Origin of the sequence: Streptomyces sp. ME19-01-6 (assembly GCF_033793745.1) — a bacterium.
In the GTDB taxonomy this organism is placed as follows: Bacteria; Actinomycetota; Actinomycetes; order Streptomycetales; family Streptomycetaceae; genus Streptomyces.
In genome coordinates this window covers 62163-86816 of the sequence record NZ_JARAXF010000034.1, presented here as the reverse complement: position 1 = coordinate 86816, position 24654 = coordinate 62163, and the positions used below count along the sequence as shown (strand labels likewise).

The 24654-nt window shown below is 71.4% G+C and carries 22 protein-coding genes and 1 pseudogene; 6 read left to right on the top strand and 17 right to left on the bottom strand.

Annotation, left to right across the window (positions count from 1 at the left end):
* Positions 1–33 precede the first annotated feature (33 nt).
* From PV419_RS43415 to PV419_RS43380, 8 genes and pseudogenes are all read right to left on the bottom strand, one after another.
* Positions 34–273, bottom strand: coding sequence for an NDP-hexose 2,3-dehydratase family protein (locus PV419_RS43415; RefSeq protein WP_319698545.1), 240 nt, complete (start codon positions 271–273; stop codon positions 34–36).
* The gene (gene rfbH, locus PV419_RS43410) at positions 270–1577 is read right to left on the bottom strand and encodes a lipopolysaccharide biosynthesis protein RfbH (RefSeq protein WP_319698544.1); all 1308 of its coding nucleotides are present in this window, start codon (positions 1575–1577) and stop codon (positions 270–272) included. The genes PV419_RS43415 and rfbH overlap by 4 nt, the downstream gene beginning before the upstream one ends.
* Positions 1574–2642 (bottom strand): annotated as a pseudogene (locus PV419_RS43405) (NAD-dependent epimerase/dehydratase family protein). Before PV419_RS43405 ends, rfbH begins: the two are co-directional and overlap by 4 nt.
* Before the next feature lie 2 nt (positions 2643–2644).
* Positions 2645–6499: an acyltransferase domain-containing protein gene (locus PV419_RS43400; RefSeq protein ID WP_319698542.1), complete on the bottom strand. Its 3855-nt coding sequence runs from the start codon at positions 6497–6499 to the stop codon at positions 2645–2647.
* 5 nt (positions 6500–6504) lie between these two features.
* Positions 6505–7227, bottom strand: coding sequence for a hypothetical protein (locus PV419_RS43395; RefSeq protein ID WP_319698540.1), 723 nt, complete (start codon positions 7225–7227; stop codon positions 6505–6507).
* A 24-nt stretch (positions 7228–7251) separates the two neighbouring features.
* Positions 7252–8136, bottom strand: a complete 885-nt coding sequence (locus PV419_RS43390; RefSeq protein ID WP_319698538.1) for an ATP-binding protein — start codon at positions 8134–8136, stop codon at positions 7252–7254.
* A 510-nt stretch (positions 8137–8646) separates the two neighbouring features.
* On the bottom strand, positions 8647–8844 hold the full coding sequence (locus PV419_RS43385; RefSeq protein WP_319698536.1) for a winged helix-turn-helix domain-containing protein: 198 nt from the start codon (positions 8842–8844) through the stop codon (positions 8647–8649).
* Positions 8814–8930 (bottom strand): hypothetical protein, encoded by a 117-nt coding sequence (locus PV419_RS43380; protein ID WP_319698535.1) that lies wholly within the window; start codon positions 8928–8930, stop codon positions 8814–8816. Before PV419_RS43380 ends, PV419_RS43385 begins: the two co-directional genes overlap by 31 nt.
* Positions 8931–9229: 299 nt before the next feature.
* Here PV419_RS43380 and PV419_RS43375 point away from each other — a divergent pair, with 299 nt between their 5' ends.
* A complete protein-coding gene (locus PV419_RS43375) occupies positions 9230–9859 on the top strand; it encodes a DNA-binding response regulator (RefSeq protein WP_319698533.1) in 630 nt (209 codons plus the stop codon).
* On the opposite strand, the gene PV419_RS43370 is transcribed toward PV419_RS43375, so the two are convergent.
* Complete coding sequence (locus PV419_RS43370) at positions 9765–10964, bottom strand: hypothetical protein (RefSeq protein ID WP_319698531.1); 1200 nt, start codon at positions 10962–10964, stop codon at positions 9765–9767. The two genes, PV419_RS43375 and PV419_RS43370, sit on opposite strands and share 95 nt — an antisense overlap.
* Positions 10957–12147 carry an ATP-binding protein gene (locus tag PV419_RS43365; RefSeq protein WP_319698529.1) on the bottom strand — a complete coding sequence of 397 codons (1191 nt, stop codon included), beginning with the start codon at positions 12145–12147 and terminating at the stop codon, positions 10957–10959. The genes PV419_RS43370 and PV419_RS43365 overlap by 8 nt, the downstream gene beginning before the upstream one ends.
* Before the next feature lie 290 nt (positions 12148–12437).
* Here PV419_RS43365 and PV419_RS43360 point away from each other — a divergent pair, with 290 nt between their 5' ends.
* Positions 12438–12653 carry a DUF5988 family protein gene (locus PV419_RS43360; RefSeq protein WP_319698528.1) on the top strand — a complete coding sequence of 72 codons (216 nt, stop codon included), beginning with the start codon at positions 12438–12440 and terminating at the stop codon, positions 12651–12653.
* Between the two features lie 75 nt (positions 12654–12728).
* Here PV419_RS43360 and PV419_RS43355 read toward each other — a convergent pair whose 3' ends face one another.
* The gene (locus PV419_RS43355; protein ID WP_319698526.1) at positions 12729–13439 is read right to left on the bottom strand and encodes an AfsR/SARP family transcriptional regulator; all 711 of its coding nucleotides are present in this window, start codon (positions 13437–13439) and stop codon (positions 12729–12731) included.
* A gap of 96 nt (positions 13440–13535) precedes the next feature.
* Entirely contained in the window at positions 13536–14297 is a 762-nt protein-coding gene (locus tag PV419_RS43350; RefSeq protein ID WP_319698525.1) for an AfsR/SARP family transcriptional regulator, read from the bottom strand.
* Between the two features lie 711 nt (positions 14298–15008).
* Here PV419_RS43350 and PV419_RS43345 point away from each other — a divergent pair.
* The 3 genes from PV419_RS43345 to PV419_RS43335 are packed head-to-tail and all read left to right on the top strand — an operon-like array spanning position 15009 to position 16600.
* Entirely contained in the window at positions 15009–15464 is a 456-nt protein-coding gene (locus tag PV419_RS43345) for a LacI family DNA-binding transcriptional regulator (protein WP_319698524.1), read from the top strand.
* Between the two features lie 9 nt (positions 15465–15473).
* Entirely contained in the window at positions 15474–15659 is a 186-nt protein-coding gene (locus tag PV419_RS43340; RefSeq protein ID WP_319698522.1) for a substrate-binding domain-containing protein, read from the top strand.
* Positions 15659–16600 carry an AraC family transcriptional regulator gene (locus tag PV419_RS43335; RefSeq protein WP_319698591.1) on the top strand — a complete coding sequence of 314 codons (942 nt, stop codon included), beginning with the start codon at positions 15659–15661 and terminating at the stop codon, positions 16598–16600. Before PV419_RS43340 ends, PV419_RS43335 begins: the two co-directional genes overlap by 1 nt.
* Here PV419_RS43335 and PV419_RS43330 read toward each other — a convergent pair.
* The gene (locus tag PV419_RS43330) at positions 16560–17744 is read right to left on the bottom strand and encodes a glycosyltransferase (RefSeq protein ID WP_319698520.1); all 1185 of its coding nucleotides are present in this window, start codon (positions 17742–17744) and stop codon (positions 16560–16562) included. The two genes, PV419_RS43335 and PV419_RS43330, sit on opposite strands and share 41 nt — an antisense overlap.
* A 351-nt stretch (positions 17745–18095) precedes the next feature.
* Here PV419_RS43330 and PV419_RS43325 point away from each other — a divergent pair, with 351 nt between their 5' ends.
* Entirely contained in the window at positions 18096–19925 is a 1830-nt protein-coding gene (locus PV419_RS43325) for a cellulose synthase catalytic subunit (RefSeq protein ID WP_319698518.1), read from the top strand.
* A 22-nt stretch (positions 19926–19947) separates the two neighbouring features.
* Here PV419_RS43325 and PV419_RS43320 read toward each other — a convergent pair whose 3' ends face one another.
* The 4 genes from PV419_RS43320 to PV419_RS43305 form a co-directional block, all read right to left on the bottom strand.
* Entirely contained in the window at positions 19948–21012 is a 1065-nt protein-coding gene (locus PV419_RS43320) for a glycoside hydrolase family 6 protein (protein ID WP_319698516.1), read from the bottom strand.
* A gap of 144 nt (positions 21013–21156) precedes the next feature.
* Positions 21157–21843, bottom strand: a complete 687-nt coding sequence (locus PV419_RS43315; RefSeq protein ID WP_319698514.1) for a cytochrome b/b6 domain-containing protein — start codon at positions 21841–21843, stop codon at positions 21157–21159.
* Positions 21827–22675, bottom strand: coding sequence for a molybdopterin-dependent oxidoreductase (locus PV419_RS43310; RefSeq protein WP_319698512.1), 849 nt, complete (start codon positions 22673–22675; stop codon positions 21827–21829). The genes PV419_RS43315 and PV419_RS43310 overlap by 17 nt, the downstream gene beginning before the upstream one ends.
* Before the next feature lie 96 nt (positions 22676–22771).
* Entirely contained in the window at positions 22772–24427 is a 1656-nt protein-coding gene (locus tag PV419_RS43305; RefSeq protein ID WP_319698511.1) for an FAD-binding dehydrogenase, read from the bottom strand.
* Between the last annotated feature and the right edge of the window lie 227 nt (positions 24428–24654).

Genomic DNA, 24654 nt, shown 5'->3' with positions numbered 1-24654 from the left:
GACGTGGTGTCCGTAGCGGCCGAGCGCGGACAGCTACGCGTGGGAGGTCCACTGCAAGCCGGGCGGTGCCTGGGGCGGCCGGGGCCACAGGGCGGCCTCGCGGCTGCCCGCCTGCACGGCCCCGGCCACCACCTCGAAGTACCGCCCGTCGGCGTGGCGGACCGCCGTGCCGTCGCGGGCCCAGCCGGGCACGGTGGCCGGCGGGGTGCGGGCGGGCAGCCCGGCGTCCCCACGGGGCCAGGCCAGGGGCTGGGCGGTGGTGACGGCGGTCACCGGTGGGCCCCGGCGAACTCGGTGACGGTGGCCACGACGTAGTCGATCATCTCGTCGGTCAGGCCGGGGTAGACGCCGATCCAGAAAGTCTGTCCGGCGACGATGTCGCTGTTGGTCAGGTCGCCCGCCACGCGGTGCGCACGGTCGAGGTAGGCGGGGTGGCGAGTGAGGTTCCCGGCGAACAGCCTGCGGGTGCCGATCTTCCGGGACTCCAGGAAGTCCATCAACTCCACCCTGCTGTACGGGCCGTCGGGGTCGACGGTGATGGCGAACCCGAACCAGCTGGGGTCGCTGCGCGGGGTGGGCTCGGGGAGGATCAGGCCCGGCAGGCCGTCCAGGCCCTCCCGCAGCCGCCGCCAGTTGCGGCGGCGCGCGGCGCAGAACTCGTCGAGCTTGGCCAGCTGGCTGAGGCCGAGGGCGGCCTGCAGGTCGGTGCCCTTCAGGTTGTACCCGACGTGGGAGAAGATGTACTTGTGGTCGTACCCGGCGGGGAGGGTGCCCATCTGGTAGCCGAACCGCTTGCGGCAGGTGTCGTTCTCGCCCGGCTCGCACCAGCAGTCGCGGCCCCAGTCCCGCATGGACTCCACGATCCGGGCCAGTACCAGGTTCGAGGTCAGCACGCAGCCGCCCTCCCCCATGGTCAGGTGGTGGGCCGGGTAGAAGCTGACGGTGGTCAGGTCGCCGAAGGTGCCGGTGAGCTGCCCGTCGTAGGTGGAGCCGACCGCGTCGCAGTTGTCCTCGATGAGCATCAGGCCGTGTTCCTCGGCCAACTGGGCGATCTCCGCGACCTGGTAGGGGTTGCCGAGGGTGTGGGCCATGATGATGGCCCGGGTGCGCGGGCCGATGGCGGCCGCGATGCGCTCAGGGGTGGCGTTGTAGGTACGCAGGTCGACGTCGACGAAGACGGGTGTGAGCCCGTTCTGCAGGATGGGGTTGACGGTGGTGGGGAAGCCCGCCGCGACGGTGACGACCTCGTCGCCGGGGGTCAGGCGCTGGTCGCCGAGCAGGTGGGACGTGAGCGCCGAGACGGCCAGCAGATTCGCCGAGGAGCCGGAGTTGGTCAGGTGGGCCTTGCGGCGCTTCAGGGTACGGGCGAAGGTTCGCTCGAACTGACGTGAGGAGCGGCCCGCGGCGATCCGCATCTGCAGGGCGGCCTCGACCAGCGCGACGCGGTCGTCCTCGTCGAGGACCGCGCCGGACGGCCAGATCTCGGTGACGCCCGGCACGAAGCCACCCTGTGCGGCCTGGGTGTCCTGGTGGTGCTTGCGGACCTCGTCGAGGATCCGCGCCACCCGTTCTGTCATTGTCCATCCTTCCCTTGGCCGGGCTCGCCGTCGGCACGGCCGTCGGTGCGTCGGGCCCCGGCCTGGTGGCCGGGCGGCTTGGGTTGTCCGGTCGGGCGCGACCGGGCCGGCGGCACTCCGGCGGCGGCCAGGAAGTCGGCCAGCGACTCCTCCAGGGAGCGGCGGGGTGCCCAGCCCAGCACCCGGCGGGCGCGGGCCACGTCCAGCCGCTGCCACGGCGCGTCCGAACGGGTCCCCCGGGCGGTCCGCTCCTCCACGATGCGCAGTGGGCGGCCGCTGAGCGAGATCATCAGGTCGACCAACGTGCGCACGGGCACGGCCCGCCCGCTGCCGATGTTGACCACGGTGCCGGTGACCTGGCCCGCGGGGGCCCGCGCAGCGGCGACCACGGCGTCGGCGACGTCCCGGACGTCGACCAGGTCGCGGTGGGCGAGCAGCGGGGCGAGGCGGAGTTCGCCGCGGCCCTCGGCGAGGTGCGCGGCGACGATGCCGGGCAGGCTGTTGGGGGGCGCGCCAGGGCCGCAGGCCACCGACACCCGCAGCACCACCGCGTCGAGGTCCTGCTCAGCGGCGGCCCGCAGCACGGCCCGGGTGCCCGCCAGCTTGGTGCGGCCGTAGGGAGTGGTCGGGGCCGGGGGGGTGGTCCTCGCCGGTCACGGCGCCGGGCTCGGTGGGCCCGTACTCGTACGCGCTACCGAGCTGCACAAGGCGCGGCCGGGCGGGCAGGGTGGCGAGCGCCCGGATGAGCCGGTCCACCAGGTGGGTGTTGGCCTCGGTCATCTCCTGCTCGGTGCCGCCCCAGACGGCGCCGGCCGCGTTCACCACGATGTCGGCGTCCGCGCACAGCCGGGCCAGTGCGCCGGTGTCGGGGGCGAGCGGGTCCGGGCGGGCTGGGCCGCAGCTGTCCAGGGCGGGGCGGGCGGTCCGGGAGAAGGGCACCACGTCGGCGCCCGCGGCGGCGAACGCCGCGCACACGTGGCGCCCCAAGAACCCGGTGCCGCCCAGCACGACGACGCTGCCGCCGGTACGGCCGGGGCCGCGGTCCGGGGCGGTGCGGGTGGTCATCGCTACCGGCCTCTTCCGTCCTTGTAGAGGGCCTGCCGGAAGTAGCTCCACGGGATCGCGCGGGCTTCGGCGACGCAGTGCCAGCCCTCACCCGGGGTGTAGGCGTCGATGTAGTCCGGCACGACCTTGGCCACGGCCTCGCTGTCGAAGATGTCGATGACCTTGCGGAGCGGGCCGGTCTGCAGCGCCATCTGCACGGCCTCGTTGCCCTTGAAGTGGCCGTCGAGGGCCTTGCCGAGGAACTTGCCGACCGGGTTCTTCACGTAAAAGGCGCGGCACTTCTCGGCGATCAGGTCGAGGTACTCCCGCACGGTGGCGGGGGTCATCTCGGTGAACGAGTGGATGTTGACGCACAGGTCGAACGGGGGCGCCTGCTCCACGACGTCGATGTCGTCTGTCAGCGAGCTGAAGCCGAGCTTTTTGAACGCGGCCTGGGCCGGGACGGCAGCCGGATCGGTGTGGCCGAGCACCGCCGCGGCGTGGCCGCGCACCAGCTCCAGCACCGTGCGGCGCCGGTCTTCGGGTGACAGGCCGGTCAGCCGGCCGACCCAGTCCGCCGGCTGGTCCGCCTGCCCGGCGGCGGCGCGCCGGCGGCCTGCGGCCTGCGCCCGTACGGCGGCCGAGTGCGGTGGCGCGGCGGGCAGCGGGCCCGCTGGTCCGGCGGCCAGCAGGTGCGGCTGGCGGTGTGACCACACCGCGTCGAGTAGCGCGGCACCGTCCTGAGCGGGATCGGCCCCCGGGCTCCAGGTCACCGCCGTCCCCGGCAGGCCCCGGGCATGCCGGTGCGCGATCAGCGCGTCGCAGTAGGTGTGGGCGGCCGCGTGGTCGATCGCGTTCGGCTCATCCGGGTCGGTCACCGGCGCGGTGAACACCACGAACCAGCGCAGCGGCAGCTCCTGGGTGGCGGCGGCCAGTTGTGCGGCGACGGTGGCCTTGGCGTGCCACACCTGCGCGGGGGCGCCCGCTCGTGCCCCGGCCGCGTACACGATCCCGGTCAGCGGGTGCGCCGGGTCGATGCCGGCCAATACCCCCGCCACCGCCTGGGGGTCGGTGAGGTCGGCAGCCACCACACTCACCCGGGGCCCGTACGCCCGCAGCCGGGCAGCCAGTTCCGCCGCCGCAGGCGCCGCGGGACCGCGGCGGCTGACCAGCACCAGATGGGCCGCCCGCCCGGTGCGCGCCAGGTGCTCGGCCACCCGGGCGCCCCAGGAGCCGGTGCCTCCGCTGACCAGCACCGTGCCTCCGCTGTCCGCGGCCGGTTCATGCGCGGCCGCCGGGGCGGTGTCGGGGATCCAGCGGGGCGCCAGGAGGCGGCCGGCGCGCAGCGCGACCACCTGCTCGCCGCTGTCCAACGCGGCCTGCACCGCGGCCGCCGGCTCCGCGTCCAGCGGCACCGGTGCCGGGTCGGGAGCCTGCCCGCCGGCACCCGCTCGGCCGACGTCGGCCGCGGGCTCGACGTCGAGCAGGACGACACGGCCTTGGTGGGCGGAGAGCATCTGCCGCAGCCGTCCCCGGATCCCGGTCTCCGCCGGGTGCGGCGCGGCCGGACCGTGGGGCAAGCCCACCGACCAGGCACCCCGGGTGAGCAGCACCAGACGCGCACCGGGCGGGCGGGGCTCGGCCAGCCACGTGCGTACCAACGCCGAGGCCCGCTCCACCTCCACCAGGCCCGAGCCGCTCCCGGTGTGCACATCCGCCACGGCCACCACAGCTCCGCCGTCCATCGCCTCGGCCACCGCCCGCGGCCCCTGGTCGGCGAGCGTCACCCAGCCCGCCTGTGTGTGTGCGACGGTGGGCGCGTCGGCGAGCGGCAGGGGAGTCCACGCCAGGGTGAACAGCCGCCCGCTGCCCTGCGCGGCCGCCCGGATCCGGGCGGCGTCCGCCGGGCGCAGCACGACCGAGTCGGCGTTGAGAACCGGGGGGCCCCGTGCGTCGGCCACCGCGACGCGCAGCTCCCGCTGGTCGCCCGACTCGTCCTCGCTGTGGCGTGGTGTCAGCCTCACCCGTACGGTTCGGGCCCCGTCCGCCCACAGCGACACCCCGGACCAGGCGAACGGCATCCACAGCCGACCGTGCGCCGGGGGCGTCCCGACGGCACCCAGAGCGGGGTGAAGGGCGGCGTCCAGCAGCACCGGGTGGATGCCGAACCCGTCCTCTTCGTCTCCGGCGCCCTCGGGCAGCACGACCTCGGCCAGCAGCTCGTCGCCGTGGCGCCACAGCGCCCGCAGCCCGTGGTACGCCTCACCGTAGGAGTAACCGGCCGCCTCGGCCTGGGCATAGAACTCCGCCACTTCGAGGGGTTCGGCGCCAGGGGGCGGCCATGCCCCTTCAGTTCCCAGGCCCGCGGTGTCCGGTCCGGTGGCCTGCTGGGCGGACGCGTGGGGAGCGAGGAGGCCCGAGGCGTGGCAGGTCCACCGGTCGTCGAACCCGTCCTGTTCGGTGCGGGAATCCACCCGCACCTCACGGGTGCCGTCCTGGGCGGGCGCGCCCGCGAAGACCCGGATCTGCAGGTCGCCGACCGTAGGCCGGGCTATCGGCTGCCGCAGCATCAGCTCTTCGATACCACCGCACCCGGCCTGGTGGGCGGCGTGTAGCGCCCACTCCACGAGCACCGTGCCCGGCACCATGGCCGTGCCGGCCACGGCGTGCTCGCCCAGCCAGCCGTGGACACCGGCCGGTATACGGCCGGTGAGGACGAGAGCGCCATCGGGCAAGTGCACCGCGCCCGGCAGCAACGGGTGGCCGCTGCCACGCAGCCCGGCCGCGCTCAGAGCGCCGGTGCCGGTCTGAGGCGCCAGCCAGTAGCGTTGGCGCTGGAAGGCGTACGTGGGCAGGTCGACCGCCTGGCGGGGGCCGTCCGGGAACCAGCCCGGCCAGTCCACCGGTGCCCCCGCGGCGAACGCTGCCTGACCAGCCGCCAATGCCACCTGCTCTTGGCCACCGGCATCACGGCGCAGCGTGGGTACGGTCACCGCCTCGACACCAAAGGCCTCGAAACACTCCTCAAGCCCCAAAGTCAGCACCGGATGGGGACTTGCCTCGATGAAGATACGGTGCCCGTCGGCCAGCAACGCCTCTACGGTGTCGGCGAACCGAACCCGCTCGCGCAGGTTCCGCACCCAGTAACCAGTGTCCAGAGCGGCGGTGTCAACGCGCCCCGCGGTCACCGTCGAGTAGAACGCGACCTCACTCACCACCGGCCGGACACCCACCAGAACACGATGAAGCTCGTCGGTGATCTCACCCACCTGCGGACCATGCGAGGCATAGTCCACATCGATCAACCGCGCCCGGTGCCCGGCCCCCTGGACGGCGGCCACGACCTGGGCGACGGCCTGCGGCGGGCCGGAGATCACCGTCGAGGACGGACCGTTGACCGCCGCCACCACCACACCACCCCCGGCCGGGAAGAAACCCTCCGCCTCCCCCGCACCCACCCCCAGCGAAGCCATCGCACCGCCACCCGACAGCGCCCGCAACGCCCGGCTGCGCAACGCCACCACCCTCGCCCCGTCCTCCAAGGACAACGCCCCCGCCACACACGCCGCCGCGATCTCACCCTGCGAATGACCAACCACCGCCACCGGGACCACCCCCTGCCCGGCCCACACCGCCGCAAGCGACACCATCACCGCCCACAACACCGGCTGCACCACATCCACCCGCGCCAACTCCGCCCCATCACCACGCAGAACCTCGGTCAGCGACCAGTCCACATACGGCCTGAGCGCCCGCTCACACGCCTCGATCCGCTCAGCGAACACCGGCGAGGACTCCAGCAGTTCCACCCCCATACCCACCCACTGCGACCCCTGCCCCGGAAACACCAGCACCACCCGCGCCTCATCACCCGCCATACCCGTCACCACACCCGGATGCGGCCGACCCTCAGCCAACGCCCCCACACCCGCCAACAACCCATCCCCGACTGGGCCGCTTCCGTCTCGTGGTCCTGCCCGTGGCCGTACGGGTGGCTGTCGGTCCAAGGCAGGCAGAGCTCCGCCATGTAGGTCAGCTGAGCGCCCACCTGGACGGTGGCGAGCGGAAGGGCCCCCGCGGGCCTCTTCCGCAGTGCTTCCAGAACCTCGTTCGCCTCCTCGATGCGCCCGTGGGCGAGGAAGAGATTCACCAGCGGCACGCAGTGCCGGGGCGCCAGCCGCCCCAGTCGTAAGGCGTGCAGCAGTTCCTCGGCGATCTTCTCCGCCCCGGAGGGGTTTCGCCGGCGCATCAGCACAGCGATCCTGATCCTGATCGCGGCGCAGTGCTGGGCGTCGGCACAGCAGCGGTGGGCCAGTTCCAGGTACGCGATCGCCAGCCGCACCTCGTCGTCGGCGAGCACCTCCTCGGCCGCGTCCTGGAGCACCTGCACACCCCAGGGCTGGTCGACGCTCCGTGCGGCCCGAAGGTGCGGGGCGATCACGGATGCCTGGGCGCCGTCACCGTGCAGGAGGGAGTCGGCGCGGTGATGCAGGTCCCGCCGGTGGGCCGGGCCCATGCCGTCCAGCACCTTGGCTCGCGCTGCCGGGTGGCGGAACGACAGGTCATCGACCAGGCCCGCGGCGCGCAGCGCCCGTACCCCCCGCACCGCCTCGGCGCGCGGCAGTTCGCACTACAGCCTGCTCAGCGCTTCGACCGTGCTCGCCTCGCCGAGGATTGCGAGACCGTCCGCGACCTCGGCGGCCGCAGGTCCGCTGCGGTCCACACAGGTCAGCACGGCATGGGCGAAGGCATCCCCGGCCACGGGGTCCGCCACTTCGGACTGCGCCGTCGAGGCAGGCGTCAGCAGGTGGTCCTCCTGAAGGGCGCGCAGCAGGAGGGGGTTGCCGCCGGTGACGGAGAAGTAGTAGTCGAGCGTGGCCTCGGCCAGTGCCGGGGTGAGCAGTTCAGCGGTGGCCCGACGGTCGAGGCAGTGCAGGCGCATGCGCTGGACGTGGGGCTGCCGGAGAAACTCGGTGCGGTACGTCGGCACTCCTTGTTGGTAGTGGACAGTCTCCGTGAAGATCATCATCAACCGGGTGGACCGCGACCTGCCGCTCAGATAGAGGAGATACTGCAACGAGGTGGCGTCCACGTGCTGGAGGTCATCGACGCCGATCAGTACGAGCCTGGTCCGCACCACTTCGTGAAGCGCGGCGCACACCTTCTGCATCCTGGCCGCCCGCGCCGGGGCCGTCCGGTCGGCTGCGTTCGGGTCGACCGTGGCCTCGTCCTCGTCCAGCAGCGTCCGCAGGCGCCGCCCCGCCTCCGCAGGCAGCGACGGGCTGTCCATCAGCTGTCGCATCACTCCCAGAGGCAGAGCGCTTTCCGACCGCATGGCGGTGGCACGGAGGACCACTGCCCCTTTTTCGGCGGCGTTGGTGGCCACTATTCCCAGGAGTTCGCTCTTTCCACACCCTACGGGTGCTTCAAGGATTACAGTTCTCGCTTTATTCGATGCGCATTCCGCGAGAAAGGTATCCAGTTCAAGGAGTTCCGCTCGCCGACCGACCAGCATACAGAATCTTACCCCCGTAATTCTGACGCGACCTTAACAAAGTCGCCCCTCAGGATACGGAAAGGGCATGCACTCACCGCCTTACAAATAAGGCAGCGCAACTCCGCGAGATGCTGGGTCACTTCATCACACAGCGGTGGACACACTCACTACTCAGCAGCTTTCTTTAATGAAACCTTGACAGCAGCATCACTGTCAACTGCCCCACTTTTCACACGATCTTCCACGATCACGGCAAGATAACAGGGGAATCCAAAGGCCAGATAACAAGCAAAGTAAAAGCGGTCACATCTCTTCATTTTTGCAGCAATCGGGCCGCGATGTGCACCGGATCAACACGCAGAGCCACCATGGGGACACCCTGCGTGCCTGCGAATTGAGCCCTCGCACCGGCCGTCGGAAATTACTGACTTCGGCACGTCAGGGTCCGTCCGGTCCGTCGAGAGCGAGCCCCGTCCCGGCGAGGAATCCGCCGAGGATGCCATGCCGGCACCTTGGGCGGCCGGCCGGTCACGCCCGCTTCGCCCTCGAAGCAGATGAACGCGCCGGTCGCCGCCCGGAGGGTTTTACCGCCTGCCAGGCCGCCTCCCACCATACGGTGATCGCGTCCTCGTCGCGTTCGGCGGCGGGCCGGGCGGGCATCTGCACGCTGCAGCCCATCCGGTGCGGCAGCCGGGTCACCCCGGAGACGCGCAGGTGCGGCGCCACTGGTAGACCGACTTCTCACTCACCCGTAACTCCCGGGCGACGCGTGGGACTTCCACGTCTTCCTCGAAGAGGCCAACGGTTCGCATCCGTACTCAGCCAAACATCGCGGAAGCGGCCCCCGGACCACACGCAGTCACACCTTCGACGCCTCCACGATCCCGGGCGGCAACAACTCCTGGCCCCGCCTTCGCATCCGCCACACGAAACCCGGGAAACCTTTTGACAGGCCCCGTCCCGATTGAGGCGGAACCGCAGGCATTACGTGGAGCATCACATCAAGCGAGCCCAATCCCAGGGCTCGAACTACATCAATTTGTCTACATTTTGACAAGTGGCCTGGCGATTGGGGTAGGTGCGTGTGGAGTTAGGGATTCCGCTCAGTGTCGTGTTGATCGATGATCACCCCGTGGTACGCGCGGGCATCGCGGCGTGGTGTGCCGCCGCCGACGTGCCGATCAAGGTGGTGGCCGAGGGGGCAGATGTATCAGTGGCCCGCTGCGGACCGGGCCGGAGCGCGGACGTCGTCGTCCTGGACCTGCTGCTGCGGGACGGGCAACCCGCGTACGGCGAGTTGCAGGAGCTGGTCGCACAGGAGCGCAAGGTCGTCGTCTACACGATGCGGGACAGCCAGGAGGCGGCGTTGACCTGCATGGACCTGGGCTCGGCCACCTATATCACCAAGGGGGAGGGGCAGCGGCACCTGGTCAAGGCAATCCAGGCCGCTGCCGACGACATTCCCTACACACCCCCGTCGCTGGCCGGAGCGTTCGGCAGTGACACGCGGCAGAGCCGCCCCGTGCTGTCCGTCCGGGAAGTGGAGGTGCTGGTGGAGTGGTTCCAGTCCGAGTCCAAGGCGATGGTCGCCCAGAGCCTGGGGATATCGGAGCGCACGGTGAACACCTACCTGGACCGGGTGCGCATCAAGTACGCCAACGTCGGCCGCCCGGCGACCACGAAGGCCAAGCTTGTGGCCAGGGCGGTTCAGGACGGTCTGATCGCGCTGGACGAGCTGTGATCCGGCACGCGGCCTCGACCAGGCAGTGGTGCTCGCCCTGGACCGTACGCACCCGGATCCCGCTCGCCGCCGCCTCGGGCAGCCGGTCCCGCAGCGCGTCCACCACGATGCCCACCCGCACCTGGTCCTCGCCGCGGACCACAGTGACCCGGGCCGTCTCCCCGGCGGCGGCCAGTGTGGCGATGACCGGGTCCAGGAGCGCGCGGCGCAGCTGCAACGGCAAGTCGAGGGGGTCGCCGCGCACGGCGAGCAGCACGGTGGTCCCGTTGCGCTCGGCGGCGTCGATGCAGGCCCGCATCTCGTGGACCAGCGGGTCGAACGTAAAGTCGCTCTCCGCGAACAGCCGTCTCAGCCGGGCGGCTTCCAGCGCGCAGGCCCGCCGCACCTCGTCGTCCTGCGGGTCGAGGGAACCGTCGGCGAGCCCGGTGAGCAGGGGGATCACGGTGGTGTTCAGCTCGGCGTACCGCTGGCGCTGGTCCGCCTGGATCTGTGCGCCGACGGCGATGCGGGTGCACACGCGCTCTTGCGCCCGCAGGGCCTCGCCGATGGCCGTGCTGCTGTTGAGCAGAAGCTTGGCGCCGGCGGCGATGGTCATCTGGAGGCAACAGGCGGACAGGGCCCGCAGGGCCATGCTCGCCGCGATGGCCCGCGGGGGAACCTCGGCCGCCAGCAACTGGGCCACGATGACGGCCAGATGGCACCCGGTGAAGACGCCGAACGCCGCCAGCCCCCGGTGGCCGAGCAGGACGACGGCGAACCAGCCGACGAGCGAGAAGGACCAGTGGGCGCGGCCGACGAAGTACTGGTCCGCCGGCACTTGGGTGGTAGTGGCCACAGAGGCCGCGAAGGCGCAGACCAGTGCCAGCGGCACCCAACCGCGCGGCCACGGGCGTCCGCCGATGCCGACGAGAACACTGCCGCCAAGGATCAGCGTGAGCAGGCCGTAGGCGGTCAGCGGGACCCAGGGGTGCCGGTACTCGTCCAGGCCGGCCAGGAGCGCGGGCAGCGCGGACCCGACGTGGACGGTGATCACGATGGCCAGTGCCCCGGTACGGATGCCGCGGAGCTGGTGGCGGGTGATCAGCTGACGGAGGTCCTCAGACACGCGGCCACTCCAGACGCACCGTCGTGCCGTACCCGGGCCGTGACTTCACGGTCGCGCGGCCCCCGATGTTCCGCATCCGCCCGCAGATGGAACGCTTGATTCCGATCCGATGGGCGGGGATGCGTTCGGCATGGAACCCCACCCCCCTGTCGACGACGGTCACGACGACGCGGTGCCGCACGCGCTCCGCCCTCACCCGCACCACGGTGACGCCCGCGTAGCGGGCCACGTTGCGCAGCGCCTCACCGAGGCCGCCGCGCAGCGCCGCCGCGGCAGGGTGCCAGACCGTGCCGAGGTCCTCGTCGAACCGTGCGGTGACGCGGAGGGGATGGGCGGCGATCTCCTCGGCCAGCTCGGCGGCCAGGTCCACTTCCCCGACGACCGCCTGCTCGGCGCGCAATCGGACGAGGTCCCGCGCGGCCTGGGCCCGCAGGGTCTCCGGTCGCATCGACGCCCATGGCGCCGACGCGATCAGCAGGGTCGCGCAGGCGGTGTCGTGGAGCGCGGCCAGGTGCTCCCGTTCCGCGGCACAACGAGCCTCCGCCGCCTCCCCCTGCCGCCGGGCCCGCGCGGCCCGGTCGGCGGCCTCGTCGGCCGCCCGGCTCTCGCTGAACACCAGCCGAACCACGAGCTGAGCCAGGGCGCTGTTCACCACCACCCAGACCACGCTGTGCAGAGCGTCGGACCACTCCAGCTCCGGGTGCAACGCGGCACCCGCCAGATCCGCGCAGCACAGCCACAACGTCGCCAGAATCCCGATCAGGGGCGTCTGGGAGAGCTGGTAGGCCACGGCCGTGAAGTTGAGCGCCACCAGGATCCAGGTGCCGGCGTGATCGGTCCCCGCGTCGGGGACCGTGAACCGCTGGCTCAGGCACAGGGCCGTCATAACCGCCAGATCCAGGGCGAAAAGCGGCCGGGGCCGCATCCTCGAGTCGGTGGTGAGGCGCAGGTGAAGCCAGCTCCAGGCAAGCGTGGTGGCCGCGGCCACCGCCGCGGGCGCCATCTCTCCCACCGGCATGGCCACGACGGCCAGCACGGCACAGGCGCTTATCACTCCGGCCCGGCCGTAGAGGGCCAACCGCCGGTTGAACGCCACGTATTCGCGCGCCCAGGGCCCCGCCGGAGCAGGAAGGCGCGCTGAACCCGGCAGGTCGATGCCGGGCGGCAGTGTGGGAATCGGCATCGATCATCCATCCTCGGCGACCATCGGTGTGACACGGCGATAGCGGAAACCTCACGATCCGTGAGGAAAAGCGAATGTCTTTTGTCGGTCGAACGACCCTCACACCGCATGACCCGACGCGTCTAAGCTGGACCAGTCGCGGCGGCTTGGGGCGAGCGGATCGGGATGATCTGGAATCCCATCCATGTCGGGCCCTCTGGAGGCCCTTTGCGAGTACGAGGCAGCTTCGACACACTTTCGCCTCATGCCAACCTTCTCTTGAATGCATAGTGAAGGGAATGCAGTCTCCTATGTCCGCATCTGCGCCCAACGTCATCCTGCGCGGCGGCCCCATGCAGCCGGCCGACGAGTCGTGCACGCGGTATGTCAATGACACCGAATCGACCCTGAAACTTCTCGTCGGCAATGCCTACGAACACTTTCAGCCCACAGGTCAGGTCGTGAAACACCAAGGGCGGAGCCTGCGGGTGTTCGAATGGATCCGCCGGACCTACGTCGCCGAGTAACCAGGGGGCTAAATGCTCGCCGGGGGCTTTCTCGCGCCGCACGCGAGAAAGCCCCCGGCGAGCACGGCCTGTCCGTCAGGTCGAGGCGAGAACCGTGTGGCGCAGCTCCCTGAGCTTCCTACCGGGCTCGAGACCCAGCTCCCGGTCCAGGACCCGCCGGGCGGACTCGTAGATGCCGAGCGCCTCGGACTTCCGGTCCGATCGGTAGAGGGCCAGCATCAGCTGCCGGTAGAACGTCTCTTGGAGCGGGAACTCGTCGACGAGAGACCGCAGTCGGCCGACGAGTTCCTGATGGCGGCCGAGTTCGAGATACACCTCCGCAGACATTTCCGCGCACTCGATGCGCATCTCGTCCAGCCGCTTCAGGAAACCCGCCACGATCGGCCCGATCTGGACGTTGCCGAGCACCGGGCCGCGCCAGAGTGCCAGCGCCTGCTCGAAGCAGCCCGCCGCCTTCGCGGGCTCACCACACCTGCTGAGTCTGCGGCCGTCCGTGACCAGCCGCTGGAAGACATCGAAGTCACATTCGCTCGACGCCCGGCGCAACATGTATCCGCCGGGGCGCGTGATGATGGGGTTCTGCTGGCCCGGCCGGCTCAAGAACTTACGAAGCCGTGAAATGCAGACATAGATACCTGCGGTGGTGCGCTGCGGAGCCAGCTTCCCCCAGATCTCCCTGCTGATCTGTTCCGCCATCACGACCTGGTCCGATCGGATCAGCAGTACCGCCAGGGCGGTGGCGAGTTTCTGCGCTCTGAGCAGCGAGCTGCCCTTCTCGTCCACCACCCGGAGAGGCCCTAATATCTCGTACCGCACTGAATTTTCCCCCTGTACTCGGTCGGTACCGAATTACCCCTGTCCCCACCCCGGTACATTCGCCGACTAGGCCGCTTCGAGCTCCGGGGCGTCGACGAGAACGGCTTGATGCAGCCGCTTGAGAGTGACCGACGGCTCCAGCCCGAGCTCCTCGCTCAGCACGGTCCGTGCCGACTGATAGACGCTCAGGGCGTCGGCTCTGCACCCCGAACGGTAGAGCGCCAGCATGAGCTGACGGTAGAACGCCTCGTGCAGCGGGAGCTCCTCGATCCGCCCATAGAGGAAGCTGACGAACTCCCGGTGACGGCCGAGTTCCAGGCCGGCGTCCACAAACGCCTCGACGCACTCCAGCCAGGCCTGCTCGGCCCAGCACACGAAGCCGTTGATGATCGCCCCGTCGCGCAGGTCCTCAAGGACCGGACCGCGCCAGAGGGCGAGCCCCTCTTCGTAAGCCTCGCACGCCTCCTGGGTGCGGCCGGCCCGCTGCGCGGCCCGCCCCTGGCGCATCAGATCCTCAAAGATGTGAAAGTCCAGCTCGTCCGTGCCCAGTCGCAGGACATACCCACCGCGCGCGGTCACGATGGGGCTCTCGGCCCGGTCGGGCCGTTTCAGGAACTTGCGGAGCTGGGACACGTAGACGTGGAGCGTCGCGATGGCCTGGCGCGGTGCGCGAGTGCCCCAGATCTCCTTCACGAGGTCTTCGCTGCTCACCGCCTCGTCCGCACGCACCAGCAAGGCCGCGAGCAGCACCTCGATCTTCCGGGCGCTGAGTGAGGTGATCGACGAACCATCGACGACGCGTAATGGGCAAAGAATCTCATACCTCATACCAGGTGACCTCCCGCTGTCGCCGGGACCTCCTCAGAGCAAGGGGATTTTCTTTTGCCATCGAAAATGGCCAGCATTCGACATTCACCCCGATTTTGAACGTGCTTTCGAATCAGTGGCCTACACGCAATGAGCGCCGAAGCTTTATGGTCGCGCTTCAGACCCCAGCGGTGAATTGTACCCGTGCCGACGACATCTTAGACGGAACCAAGCCGCCTCTACACTTTCGACACACGAATACAACATGTCCCCCAGGTCTATATTCCGTCAGGTGAGGGTCGTCTTTCCACGGAGATCGAACGGCGTGCCCTGCGGTCGGCGGTCACGCTGACTCATGCCGCTGCGCTGCGACCGGCACCACGGACACCGGTCGCCTCAAATGGGAGAACAATCGGCAACGGTGCTCGTGAAGGGGCAGCATCGAACGCATCCTAACCGCGAGACGCGCGCCAGTGTGAGGGTCGATAGACCCACAACCAAACAGGCATTTAGGGTGATTCGTCGACCAGTGACCCATAGCCGCAACCTGGCCGTCATCCGCCGCGTCGCCACGCGCCATCGATCGGCCCCGCAATCTTCGGCGAACTCCGGCTCGGCGTACTCGGCACCACCTCGCAAGCACTTTCGATTAGATCAACTTTAGGAAAGTGTCGACCGCGACTGACGGCGATTGACGCCGGTGGAACGGGGTGTCGACCTCGGGGCGTGCAGGTGACGATTCGGGACGTCGCGCAGGCGTCGGGAGTGTCCCCGTCCACCGTGTCGCGGGCCCTGGCGCCCGGCGGGGCGGTGAGCCCTGTGACGCGCGAGCGGGTGCGGGCCGCCGCCGACCGACTCGGCCACCAGCCCAACCAGGCGGCGCGCGGGCTGATCACCGGCCGTACGGGCCATCTGGGCGTGATCGTCCCAGATCTGAGCGGCGAGGGGCTGGGGTCGCTCGGGGACTTCACCGACAAGCCGATCGTGCTGCCGCACCCCAAGGAGCCCGGGTTCGGGTGCGTCACGGCCGATCTGGTGGAGGGGATGACCGATGCGCTGACCCGTCTGCACGCGCTGGGCCACCGCAGGATCGCGTATGTCGGCGGGCCGCGCAGCTCATGGGCGGCGCGGGAGCGGGCGGCCGGTGTCGAGGCGGTGGCGGCGTCGGGGTTGGTGGAGATCGTTTAGGTGGGGAGCGTGGCGCCGCCGCTGACCACGGTCTCGGTGCCCAAGGCGCATGGCGCGCGGGCCGCCGTCGATCTGCTGTGCCGCATACTGGCCACCCCGGCCGCCGAGGGCGAGCAGCCCCCGCAGCGGGTGCTGCCCACCCATCTGGTGGTACGGGGCTCGACGGCCGCCCTCGACCGGCGGTCGCGGGCGTGATGGATCCACTCGCCGGTCTGCTGGACGGGCCGAGGGCCCGGGGGGCGTTTCTGCTCCGGATGGTGATGGACCCGCCCTGGTCGGTGCGGATCGAGGACCGGGCCCCGCTGTGTGTGATGACCGTGGCACGCGGTGAGGCGTGGGTGGTCCCGGACCGGGGCGAGGCGCGGCGGCTCGGTCCGGGGGATGTCGCGGTCGTGCGCGGCCCCGATCCGTACACGGTGGCCGGCGATCCGGCCACCGAGCCCCAGGCGTGGATCCTGCCGGGCGAGGTGTGCCGCACCGCCGAGGGCGAGGACCTGGCGGAGCGGATGGCGCTGGGCGTGCGCACCTGGGGCAACAGCGAGCACGGTGCGGCGACGATGCTGGTCGGCACGTACTGGATGGACGGGGAGATCAGCCGGCGGCTGCTGGACGCGCTGCCCCCGCTGCTGGTGCTGGGGCGTGAGGCATGCGATTTGCCGCTGCTGCCGTGGCTTGGCGAGGAGATCGTCAAAGAGGAGGCGGGCCAGACGGCCGTGCTGGACCGGCTGCTGGATCTGCTGCTGATCTCGGTGCTGCGGGCGTGGTTCGCGCGGCCCGAGGCGCGGGCCCCGGCCTGGTACCGGGCGCTGGGCGACCCGGTGGTCGGCCGCGCCCTGCGGCTGCTGCAGAACAACCCGGGCCATCCGTGGACGGTGGCGCTGCTGGCGGCGGAGACCGGGATCTCCCGCGCGGTGCTGGCCCGCCGGTTCACCGAGTTGGTCGGCGAGCCGCCGATGGCGTATCTGACCGGCTGGCGGCTGGATCTGGCCGCCGATCTGCTGCGGGAGCCGGGCGCCACCCTCGGGGCGGTGGCCCGGTGGGTCGGTTACGGCAGCCCCTTCGCGCTGAGCGCCGCCTTCAAGCGGGTGCGCGGGGTCAGCCCGCGGGAGCACCGCTCCGCGGCCAGCGCAGGGTGACGGCGGGGCCGCGGGCGCAGCCGTCGGGCCCGCAGCTGACGGAGCGTTCGTACAGCAGGGCCAGCCGGCGGGCGGTGCGGACGATGTCGTAGCGCTCGACGGCGGCGGGCACCGGGTGCCGTACGGGGCCGGCGGCGGCCCGCTCGCGCAGGGCGTCGGCCAGGGCGGCGGCGCCGGGGCCGATGCGGCGGGCGCCGGGGGCCGCGCCGGGCGGCAGTTCGTCGAGGGCCGGGCAGACGCCGTGGAGCACCGGGAGCCCGGCCGCCAGGGCCTCCACGGCGGCGAGCCCGAACGCCTCCTCCGCGGAAGGCGCGACGAACACGTCCATGGCGGCCAGCAGCCCGGGGATGTCCGCGGGCCGGTCCCCGGTCCCGGCCACCGCCCCGTCGCGCTCGCCGAGCAGCCGGACCCGGTCGGCCGCCCCCAGCCAGGCGGCCAGGTCCCGCAGCGCGGTGCGCTCGGGGCCGTCCCCGACCAGCAGCAGCCTGGCCTGGGGCACCTCGGCGACGGCCCGCAGCGCCACGTCGAAGCGCTTGGCCGCCACCAGCCGGCCGACCCCGCCGACCACGAAGGCGTGTGCGGGGATGCCGAGGCGGGCACGGGCGGCGGCCCGGGCGGCCGGGGTGAACCGGAAGTGGCGGGCGTCCAGGCCGTTGGGCACCAGGTGGATGCGGTGGTTGGCGACACCCCAACCGCGCAGCCGGTCGGCGACGGCGGCCGAGACGGCGACGGTCGCCGAGCCCAGGCGCTCGGTGGCGAGGTAGCGGGCGCGGGTGCCGACGGTGAGCGGGCGGCCGTCGATGTGGCGCTCGCCGAGGCTGTGCTCGGTGGCGATCACGGCGCCGACGCCCGCCAGCCGGGCGGCGATCCGGCCGTGTACGCAGGCCCGGTAGAGATGGGTGTGCACCAGGTCGTAGCCGCCGCCGCGGATGAACCGCGCCAGCCGGGCCGGCGCCATCGGGTCGCGGCCGCCCATCGGCAGATGGGTGACGGGCACGCCGTCCGCCCGGATGCCGTGGCCCGCGGCCCCGGGGGCGGCCAGGGTGAGGACGTCACAGCGGGCGGGCAGGTGGCGCAGCAGCAGCCGCAGTTGCTGTTCGGCGCCACCCACGCCGAGGCGCGAGATGATGTGCAGCACTCTCATCGGGCGACCGGGCCCCATCTTCCGTATGTCGCACGCCCCGTGGCGCGGGCTGCCTCGCGCACCCCGAAACCCACAGCCGTGACGCGCGGTCGAAACATGCACGCTGAATCGCTTCCGACCATGACAGATGACGGAATGTAAATCACGTAAGACGCGCGTCGATAGGCCGTCGGAGTGATGGCCCGCTCGGCATATCGGCAGGGCGCGACAGGGCGCGCCGAAAATCCGATTTGCACAGTCATTCCCCAGGGGATTGTTACCTTCTCATCTCGCGCGATGACATGACGAATGTAGGCCGTCCGGGTCATCGCCGCGCGATATTGCGTCCCGACGACCCGCGGGAGTGCCCAGATGTCCGCACCTACCCCCGTCAAAGACACGGCCGAGAAGGGTGCCGCGCCCTCGCCCCCTCCCGCGCGGCCCGCGCACCACGAGACGGCCTCTTGCCGCCGGGGCGCGACCGGAAGTTACGAGTACGAGCGGTACAGCCAACTGGCCGGCCCGCTGACGCAGCCCCCGCCCGGCCGGCCGTACCGGGTGCGCTGCCGGAGCCTGCTGGCACAGGAGCCGCACCGCGTCCGCGCGGCGCTGCTGCTGTGCGCGGCGCCGGTGTGCTCGGCGCTGCTGCTGCTGTGGCTGCTACAGCCCCAGCACTGGGTGCACCGCGACTATGTGGCGGCCTGGGAGACGGCCGCGGACCGGACGATGCTGATCTCGATCGCGCTGATCGAGGCGTTCCGCCTGTTCACCGTGGTCTCCAACGCGCACGCCACGCTGGTGGCCCGCGACCCGGTGCCGGTGACCGCCGAGCCCGGGACCCAGGTGGCGTTCCTGACCAGCTTCGTCCCCGGCAAGGAGCCGATCGAGATGGTCCGGGCGACGCTGGAGGGGGCGAAGCGGGTCAGACACGCCGGGGGGCTCGACGTATGGCTGCTCGACGAGGGTAACGACGAGGAGGCCAAGGAACTGTGCGCCCGGCTGGGCGTACGGCATTTCTCCCGCAAGGGCGTCGAGAAGTGGAATCAGCCGAAAGGATCCTTCCGCGCCAGGACCAAGCACGGGAATTACAACGCCTGGCTGGACGCCCACGGCGACGACTACGAATTCATGGCCTGTGTGGACACCGATCACGTTCCGCTGCCCAACTTCCTCGAGCGCATGATGGGTTACTTCCGCGATCCCGATGTCGCCTTTGTGGTCGGTCCGCAGGTGTACGGAAATTACGACACGGCGGTCACCAAGGCGGCCGAGAGCCAGCAATTCCTCTTCCACGCGCTGATCCAGCGGGCGGGAAACGCCTATGGCGGCCCGATGTTCGTCGGGACCAACAACGCGGTGCGCATCGCCGCGCTGCGGAGCATCGGCGGGCTGTACGACTCGATCACCGAGGACATGGCCACCGGCTTCGAGCTGCACCGCCGCCGCAACCCCGTCACCAGGAAGAAGTGGCGCTCGGTCTATACCCCGGACGTGCTGGCCGTCGGGGAGGGCCCGAGCACCTGGACGGACTTCTTCACCCAGCAGCTGCGCTGGAGCCGCGGCACCTACGAGACGGTGCTCAAGCAGTTCTGGAAGGCGCCGTTCACGCTCTCACCGGGGAAGCTGCTCAACTACTCACTGATGATCGCGTACTACCCGATGACCGCGCTCAACTGGATGCTGTCGGCGCTGTCCTGCGGGCTGTTCCTGGTGCTGGGCGCGTCCGGGATCCACATCCCGGCGGAGATGTGGATGATGCTCTACAGCGACGCCGCGGCCCTGCAGATCGGCCTGTACATCTGGAACCGGCGGCACAACGTCTCCCCGCACGAGCCGGAGGGCTCCGGCGGGGTGGCGGGGATGCTGCTCTCCGCGCTGTCCGCCCCGATCTACGCCAAGTCGCTGTGCGACGCGCTGCTGCGGCGCAAGAGCCGGTTCGTGGTCACGCCCAAGGGCGACTCCTCCAGCGCCGACCAGCTGTCCACCTTCCGGATCCATCTGGTGTGGGCCGTGGTCTTCGGCGGCTCGCTGGTCGCCTCGCTGTTCCTGGGGCACACCCACGCGGCGATGCGCACCTGGGCGCTGCTGGCGCTGGCTCTGTGCCTGGCGCCGATGGCCATCTGGTCGGGCGGGCTGCTCCTCGCGCGGCGCGGGCGGCACGCCGCCCCGGCGGTGCCGACGGCCCGCGCCGGGGCTCGCTGACGGCCCGCGCCCGCGCCTGTCCTCACTTGCCGCGCGCCCTGGCGTTGCGGGCCAGGTCGAGCGCGTACTTGGCCCACCAACGGCCCGCGGGGGGGCCGCCGTTGCAGGTCCCGTCGGACTCGCCGGGGCGCTTGATCCACAGATAGGCGTCGATGGAAGGGTCGCCGGTGCGGGTGCTCGGCGGCTCCCCCAGCGCCCGCCCCGGGGGGTTGCACCAGCTCTCCTGGTCGCCGCTGCCGGAGCGCGCGGCGCCCGCGCCACCACCGCCCTTGCCGTCGTCGCCCGCGCCCCGGCCGGAGGCGAGCGGGCCGTTGCCGTTGCGGCTGGTGTCGATGATGAAGTGGACCCTGCCGAGCTGGGTGGACAGGCGACGGCCGTAGGCGCGGGTCACCCGCGTCGGCTGGAAGTTCGAGACGTTCAGGGCGAAGCCGTCCGCCTGGTCGATGCCGCTCTTCATGAGCGGCTCCACCAGCCGCTCGGAGTTCCTGATCCATCCCGGGTTCCCGGCGTCCAGGTAGATCCGAGTGGCGGGCATCGCGGAGAGCATGGCGACCGCGTCGCGCAGCAGGGCCAGCCGCGGCGCCCGCAGCCGCTTCGGAACGCAGCCGTCGACCACCTGAGCCACCGCGTCGGGCTCCAATACGACAATCGCTTTTCGCTCGCCGATTCCGGAGACGATCTCACGGATCCAGTCCAGGTATTCGGCGTCGTTCCTCGCCCCGCCCCGGGAATATCTTCCGCAGTCCCGGTACGGAATGTGATAGGCGACCAGCACCGGTGTACGATTCTCCCGCGCCGCGGATTCGGTGAGGAACCGAACCCGCTCGCGCGGATGCGGGCCCAGCCATTCGGCGATCGGCTCGTCGGCGATCCGCCGCATGAGCTCCGCCTCCGCGTACCGGCCCGCGCGCCGCTGCTCACGGGCCTGCCGGGCGGCCGGGTTGTCCGGGTTCACCCACAGCCCGCCCTGCCGGTGCGACCCGCCGGGCGTACCGAGACACCCGCTCAGCGCGAGGAGCGCGGCGGCGCATCCCGTGATCGGCGCCCGGCAGCGCGCGATGGCCCTCCTGAGCCCTTTCTCGGCCATTCGAGCATTCCCTTTCCCGGAGTTTCCCTGCTGCGGAATTGACGGCACGTGTCGCATCATGGCATCGGGAACGGGCGGTGGCTTTCAATTCACGCCTGTGTTGCCCGGCCGCCGTCGGGCGAATTCCGGGAAGGGCCGTGAGGCTTACCGATCGCGGTCCTCGCCGGTGCGCCACAGCGGGTGCTCGTGGGCCGCCCACTCCTGGTCGACCGTGCCGGTGCGCATGCCACGCCGGGCCTCCGGGTCGCCGAGCGCCATGCCGATGTGCCCGAGCAGGACGACGCCGACGGCCAGCGCCAGCCAGTCGTGGACGAAGGTGGCGCTGGTGCGCCAGACCAGCGGGGCCAGGCCGGTGAACCACATCAACAGCCCCGTGCCCGCCATCACCAGCACGGCGCCGCTGATATAGGCGGCGTACAGCTTCTGCCCGGCGTTGAACTTGCCCGCCGGGCGGGCCCCGTCGCTCCTGTCGCGCCGCAGCGCCGAGCGCAGCCAGCGGCGGTCGTGCGGGCCGAAGCGATTGAGGCGGGAGAGGTCGGCGCGGAAGGCGCGGGAGGCGAGGCCCAGCAGCGTCGGGACCGGGGTCAGGATGCCGGTCCACTCGTGCACCGTGACCACGAGGACACGGCGGCCGACGAGTTCGGCGAGCTGGGGCAGGTACAGACAGGCCGCGCTCGCCACACAGACGCCCAGGAGAACGGCGGTGGTGCGGTGGATCCACCGCTCGGCCGGGGTGAAGCGGGCCACGCGGGGGCGGGGCCCGGAGCGGGCGCGCGCGGCGGAGCGTACGGGGGCGGCGCCACCGGGGCGCGCGTCAGGTCGTGGGGGCATCGTCGCGTCCGTTCGACTTGCCGACCCAGGCATCCACGTCGTAGCCGCGGTGCTCCCAGTAGCCGGGCTGTACGTCGCGGGTGACCGTGATGCCGGAGAGCCACTTCGCCGACTTGTAGAAGTACATGGGGGCGACGTACAGCCGCACCGGGCCGCCGTGGGAGTGGCCCAGCGGCTCGTCCCGCATCCGCAGGGCGACCAGGACGTCGTCCCGGCGGGCCTGTTCGAGGGTGAGGCTCTCGCTGTACGCCCCGTCGAAGCAGGTGAAGCGGACCGCCCCGGCCCCCGGGCGGACCCCGGCGGCGTCGAGCAGCGTCGCCAGGCGTACGCCCTCGAAGGAGGTGTGCGGCACGCGCCAGCCGGTGACGCACTGGACGTCGTGGACGATGCGGTGCTGCGGCAGCGCGCGGAGGTCGGCGAGCCGGTAGCCGGCGGGCTTGTCGACGAGCCCGCCGACGGTCAGGCGGTAGTTCTCGGCGTTTTTGTGGGGGACGGAGGAGGTCACCGAGTAGTAGCGGAACCCGCCGCCGTTGGGGAGCAGCCCGGTCACCCCGGTGGGGTCGTTCTCCGCCGCCGTGGCCAGGAAGGTCTCCAGGCGGCGCTGCAGCCAGGGGGCGGCGGCCATGCCGCCCGTGCCCAGGGCGAGCATGCCGAGGATGACGCGACGGCCGACGGGGGTGCCGCGGTCGGCGGTGTCCGGGTCGGCGGCGCCTGGTTCTGTGGCACCCGGGTCGGCGGTGTCCGGGTCGGCGGCGCCTGGTTCTGTGGCACCCGGGTCGGCGGTGTCCGGGTCGGCGGCGGCGTGCTCCGCGGCGCCGGGGTTGCGGTCCATGGGTTCGATGAGAGCACCCCGGGGGTGGCGGGCGCCAGGGCCCTCGGCCGTTCGTCAGACTTCCGTCAGAAATCCGGCGCCGGGTGCGGGGACGCGCTACCCCACCGCCTTCGCCGCCGCGCGGCCCGCCGTACGGCCGGAGAAGAGGCATCCGCCGAGGAAGGTGCCCTCCAGGGAGCGGTAGCCGTGGACGCCGCCCCCGCCGAACCCGGCCGCCTCGCCCGCCGCGTACACGCCCGGCAGCGGCTCCCCGCCCTCGGTCAGCACCCGCGCGGACAGGTCGGTCTCCAGGCCGCCCAGCGTCTTACGGGTCAGGATATTGAGGCGCACGGCGATCAGCGGGCCCGCCTTGGGGTCGAGCACGCGGTGTGGGGCGGCGGTGCGGATGAGGCGGTCGGCGAGGTACTTGCGGGTGCCGCGCAGGGCCGTGATCTGGAGGTCCTTGGTGTAGGGGTTGGCGATCTCCCGGTCGCGGGCGACGATTTGGCGGCGCAGCTCGGCCTCGTCGATCAGCGGTTCCTTGGTGAGCTCGTTCATGCGCCGCACCAGGCCCGTGAGCGACCGCTCGACGATGAAGTCCGCGCCGTGGTCCATGAACGCCTGGACCGGGCCCGGGGCCCCGCCCCGCCCGCGGTTCAGCACATCGCGGACGCTCTTGCCGGTGAGGTCCGGGTTCTGCTCGGAGCCGGAGAGCGCGAACTCCTTCTCGATGATCTTCTGGGTGAGGACGAACCAGGTGTAGTCGTAGCCGGTCCGCATGATGTGTTCGAGCGTGCCGAGGGTGTCGAAGCCCGGGAAGAGCGGTACGGGGAGCCGCTTGCCGCGGGCGTCGAACCACAGCGAGGAGGGGCCGGGCAGGATGCGGATGGCGTGCCGGGGCCAGATGGGGTTCCAGTTCTCGATGCCCTCGGTGTAGTGCCACATCCGGTCGCGGTTGATCAGTCGCGCGCCCGCCGCCTCCGCGACGCCCAGCATCTTGCCGTCCACGTGCGCGGGGACGCCGGAGAGCATCCGCTCGGGCGGGGCGCCCAGCCGCTCGGGCCAGTTCTGGCGGACGAGTTCATGGTTGCCGCCGATCCCGCCGGAGGTGACGATCACCGCCTGGGCGCGCAGCTCGAAGGCGCCGGTGACCTCGCGGCCGCTGGGGGTGCCGCGCTCGGCGTCGCTGGGCTCCAGGATCTCGCCGGTCACCGTGTCGACGGCGCCCGCGCTGCGGGACAGTCCGGTGACCCGGTGCCGGAAGCGCAGCTGGACCAGGCCGCGCGCGGCCGCGGCCCGAACCCGCCGCTCGAAGGGCGCGACGACGCCGGGGCCGGTGCCCCAGGTGACGTGGAAGCGGGGGACGGAGTTGCCGTGTCCGGTCGCGTCGTAGCCGCCACGCTCGGCCCAGCCGACGAGCGGGAACAGCCGCAGCCCCTGGGCGTGCAGCCAGGCCCGCTTCTCCCCGGCCGCGAAGTCCACGTACGCCTCGGCCCAGCGGCGCGGCCAGTGGTCCTCCTCGCGGTCGAACGCGGCCGTGCCCAGCCAGTCCTGCCAGGCCAGTTCGCGGCTGTCGCGGATGCGCAGCCGGCGCTGCTCGGGCGAGTCGACGAGGAAGAGGCCACCGAAGGACCAGTGGGCCTGACCGCCGAGGGACTGTTCGGGCTCCTGGTCCAGCAGGATCACCTTGCGGCCCGCGTCGGCGAGTTCGGCGGTGGCCGCCAGCCCCGCGAGCCCCGCCCCGACCACGATCACATCCGCGTCGTACGCCATGGTTTCTGGTGTCCCGTTCTGTCAGGAGCGCGCAGGAAGGCCGGCGGCCGGGCCGTGGCGCCCGGGCACCGATGGTGTCGGTCGATCCTGCCTACCGGTCAGTATGGCGTCAACCCGCCGGGCGGGCAGCGGACCTCCTGGCGCCCGGCTCAGCCTCCCGACTCCCGTGCCGCACCGCCTTGTACGACATAACGGGCACAAGCGATCGCCGAGATGGACAGGGGTTC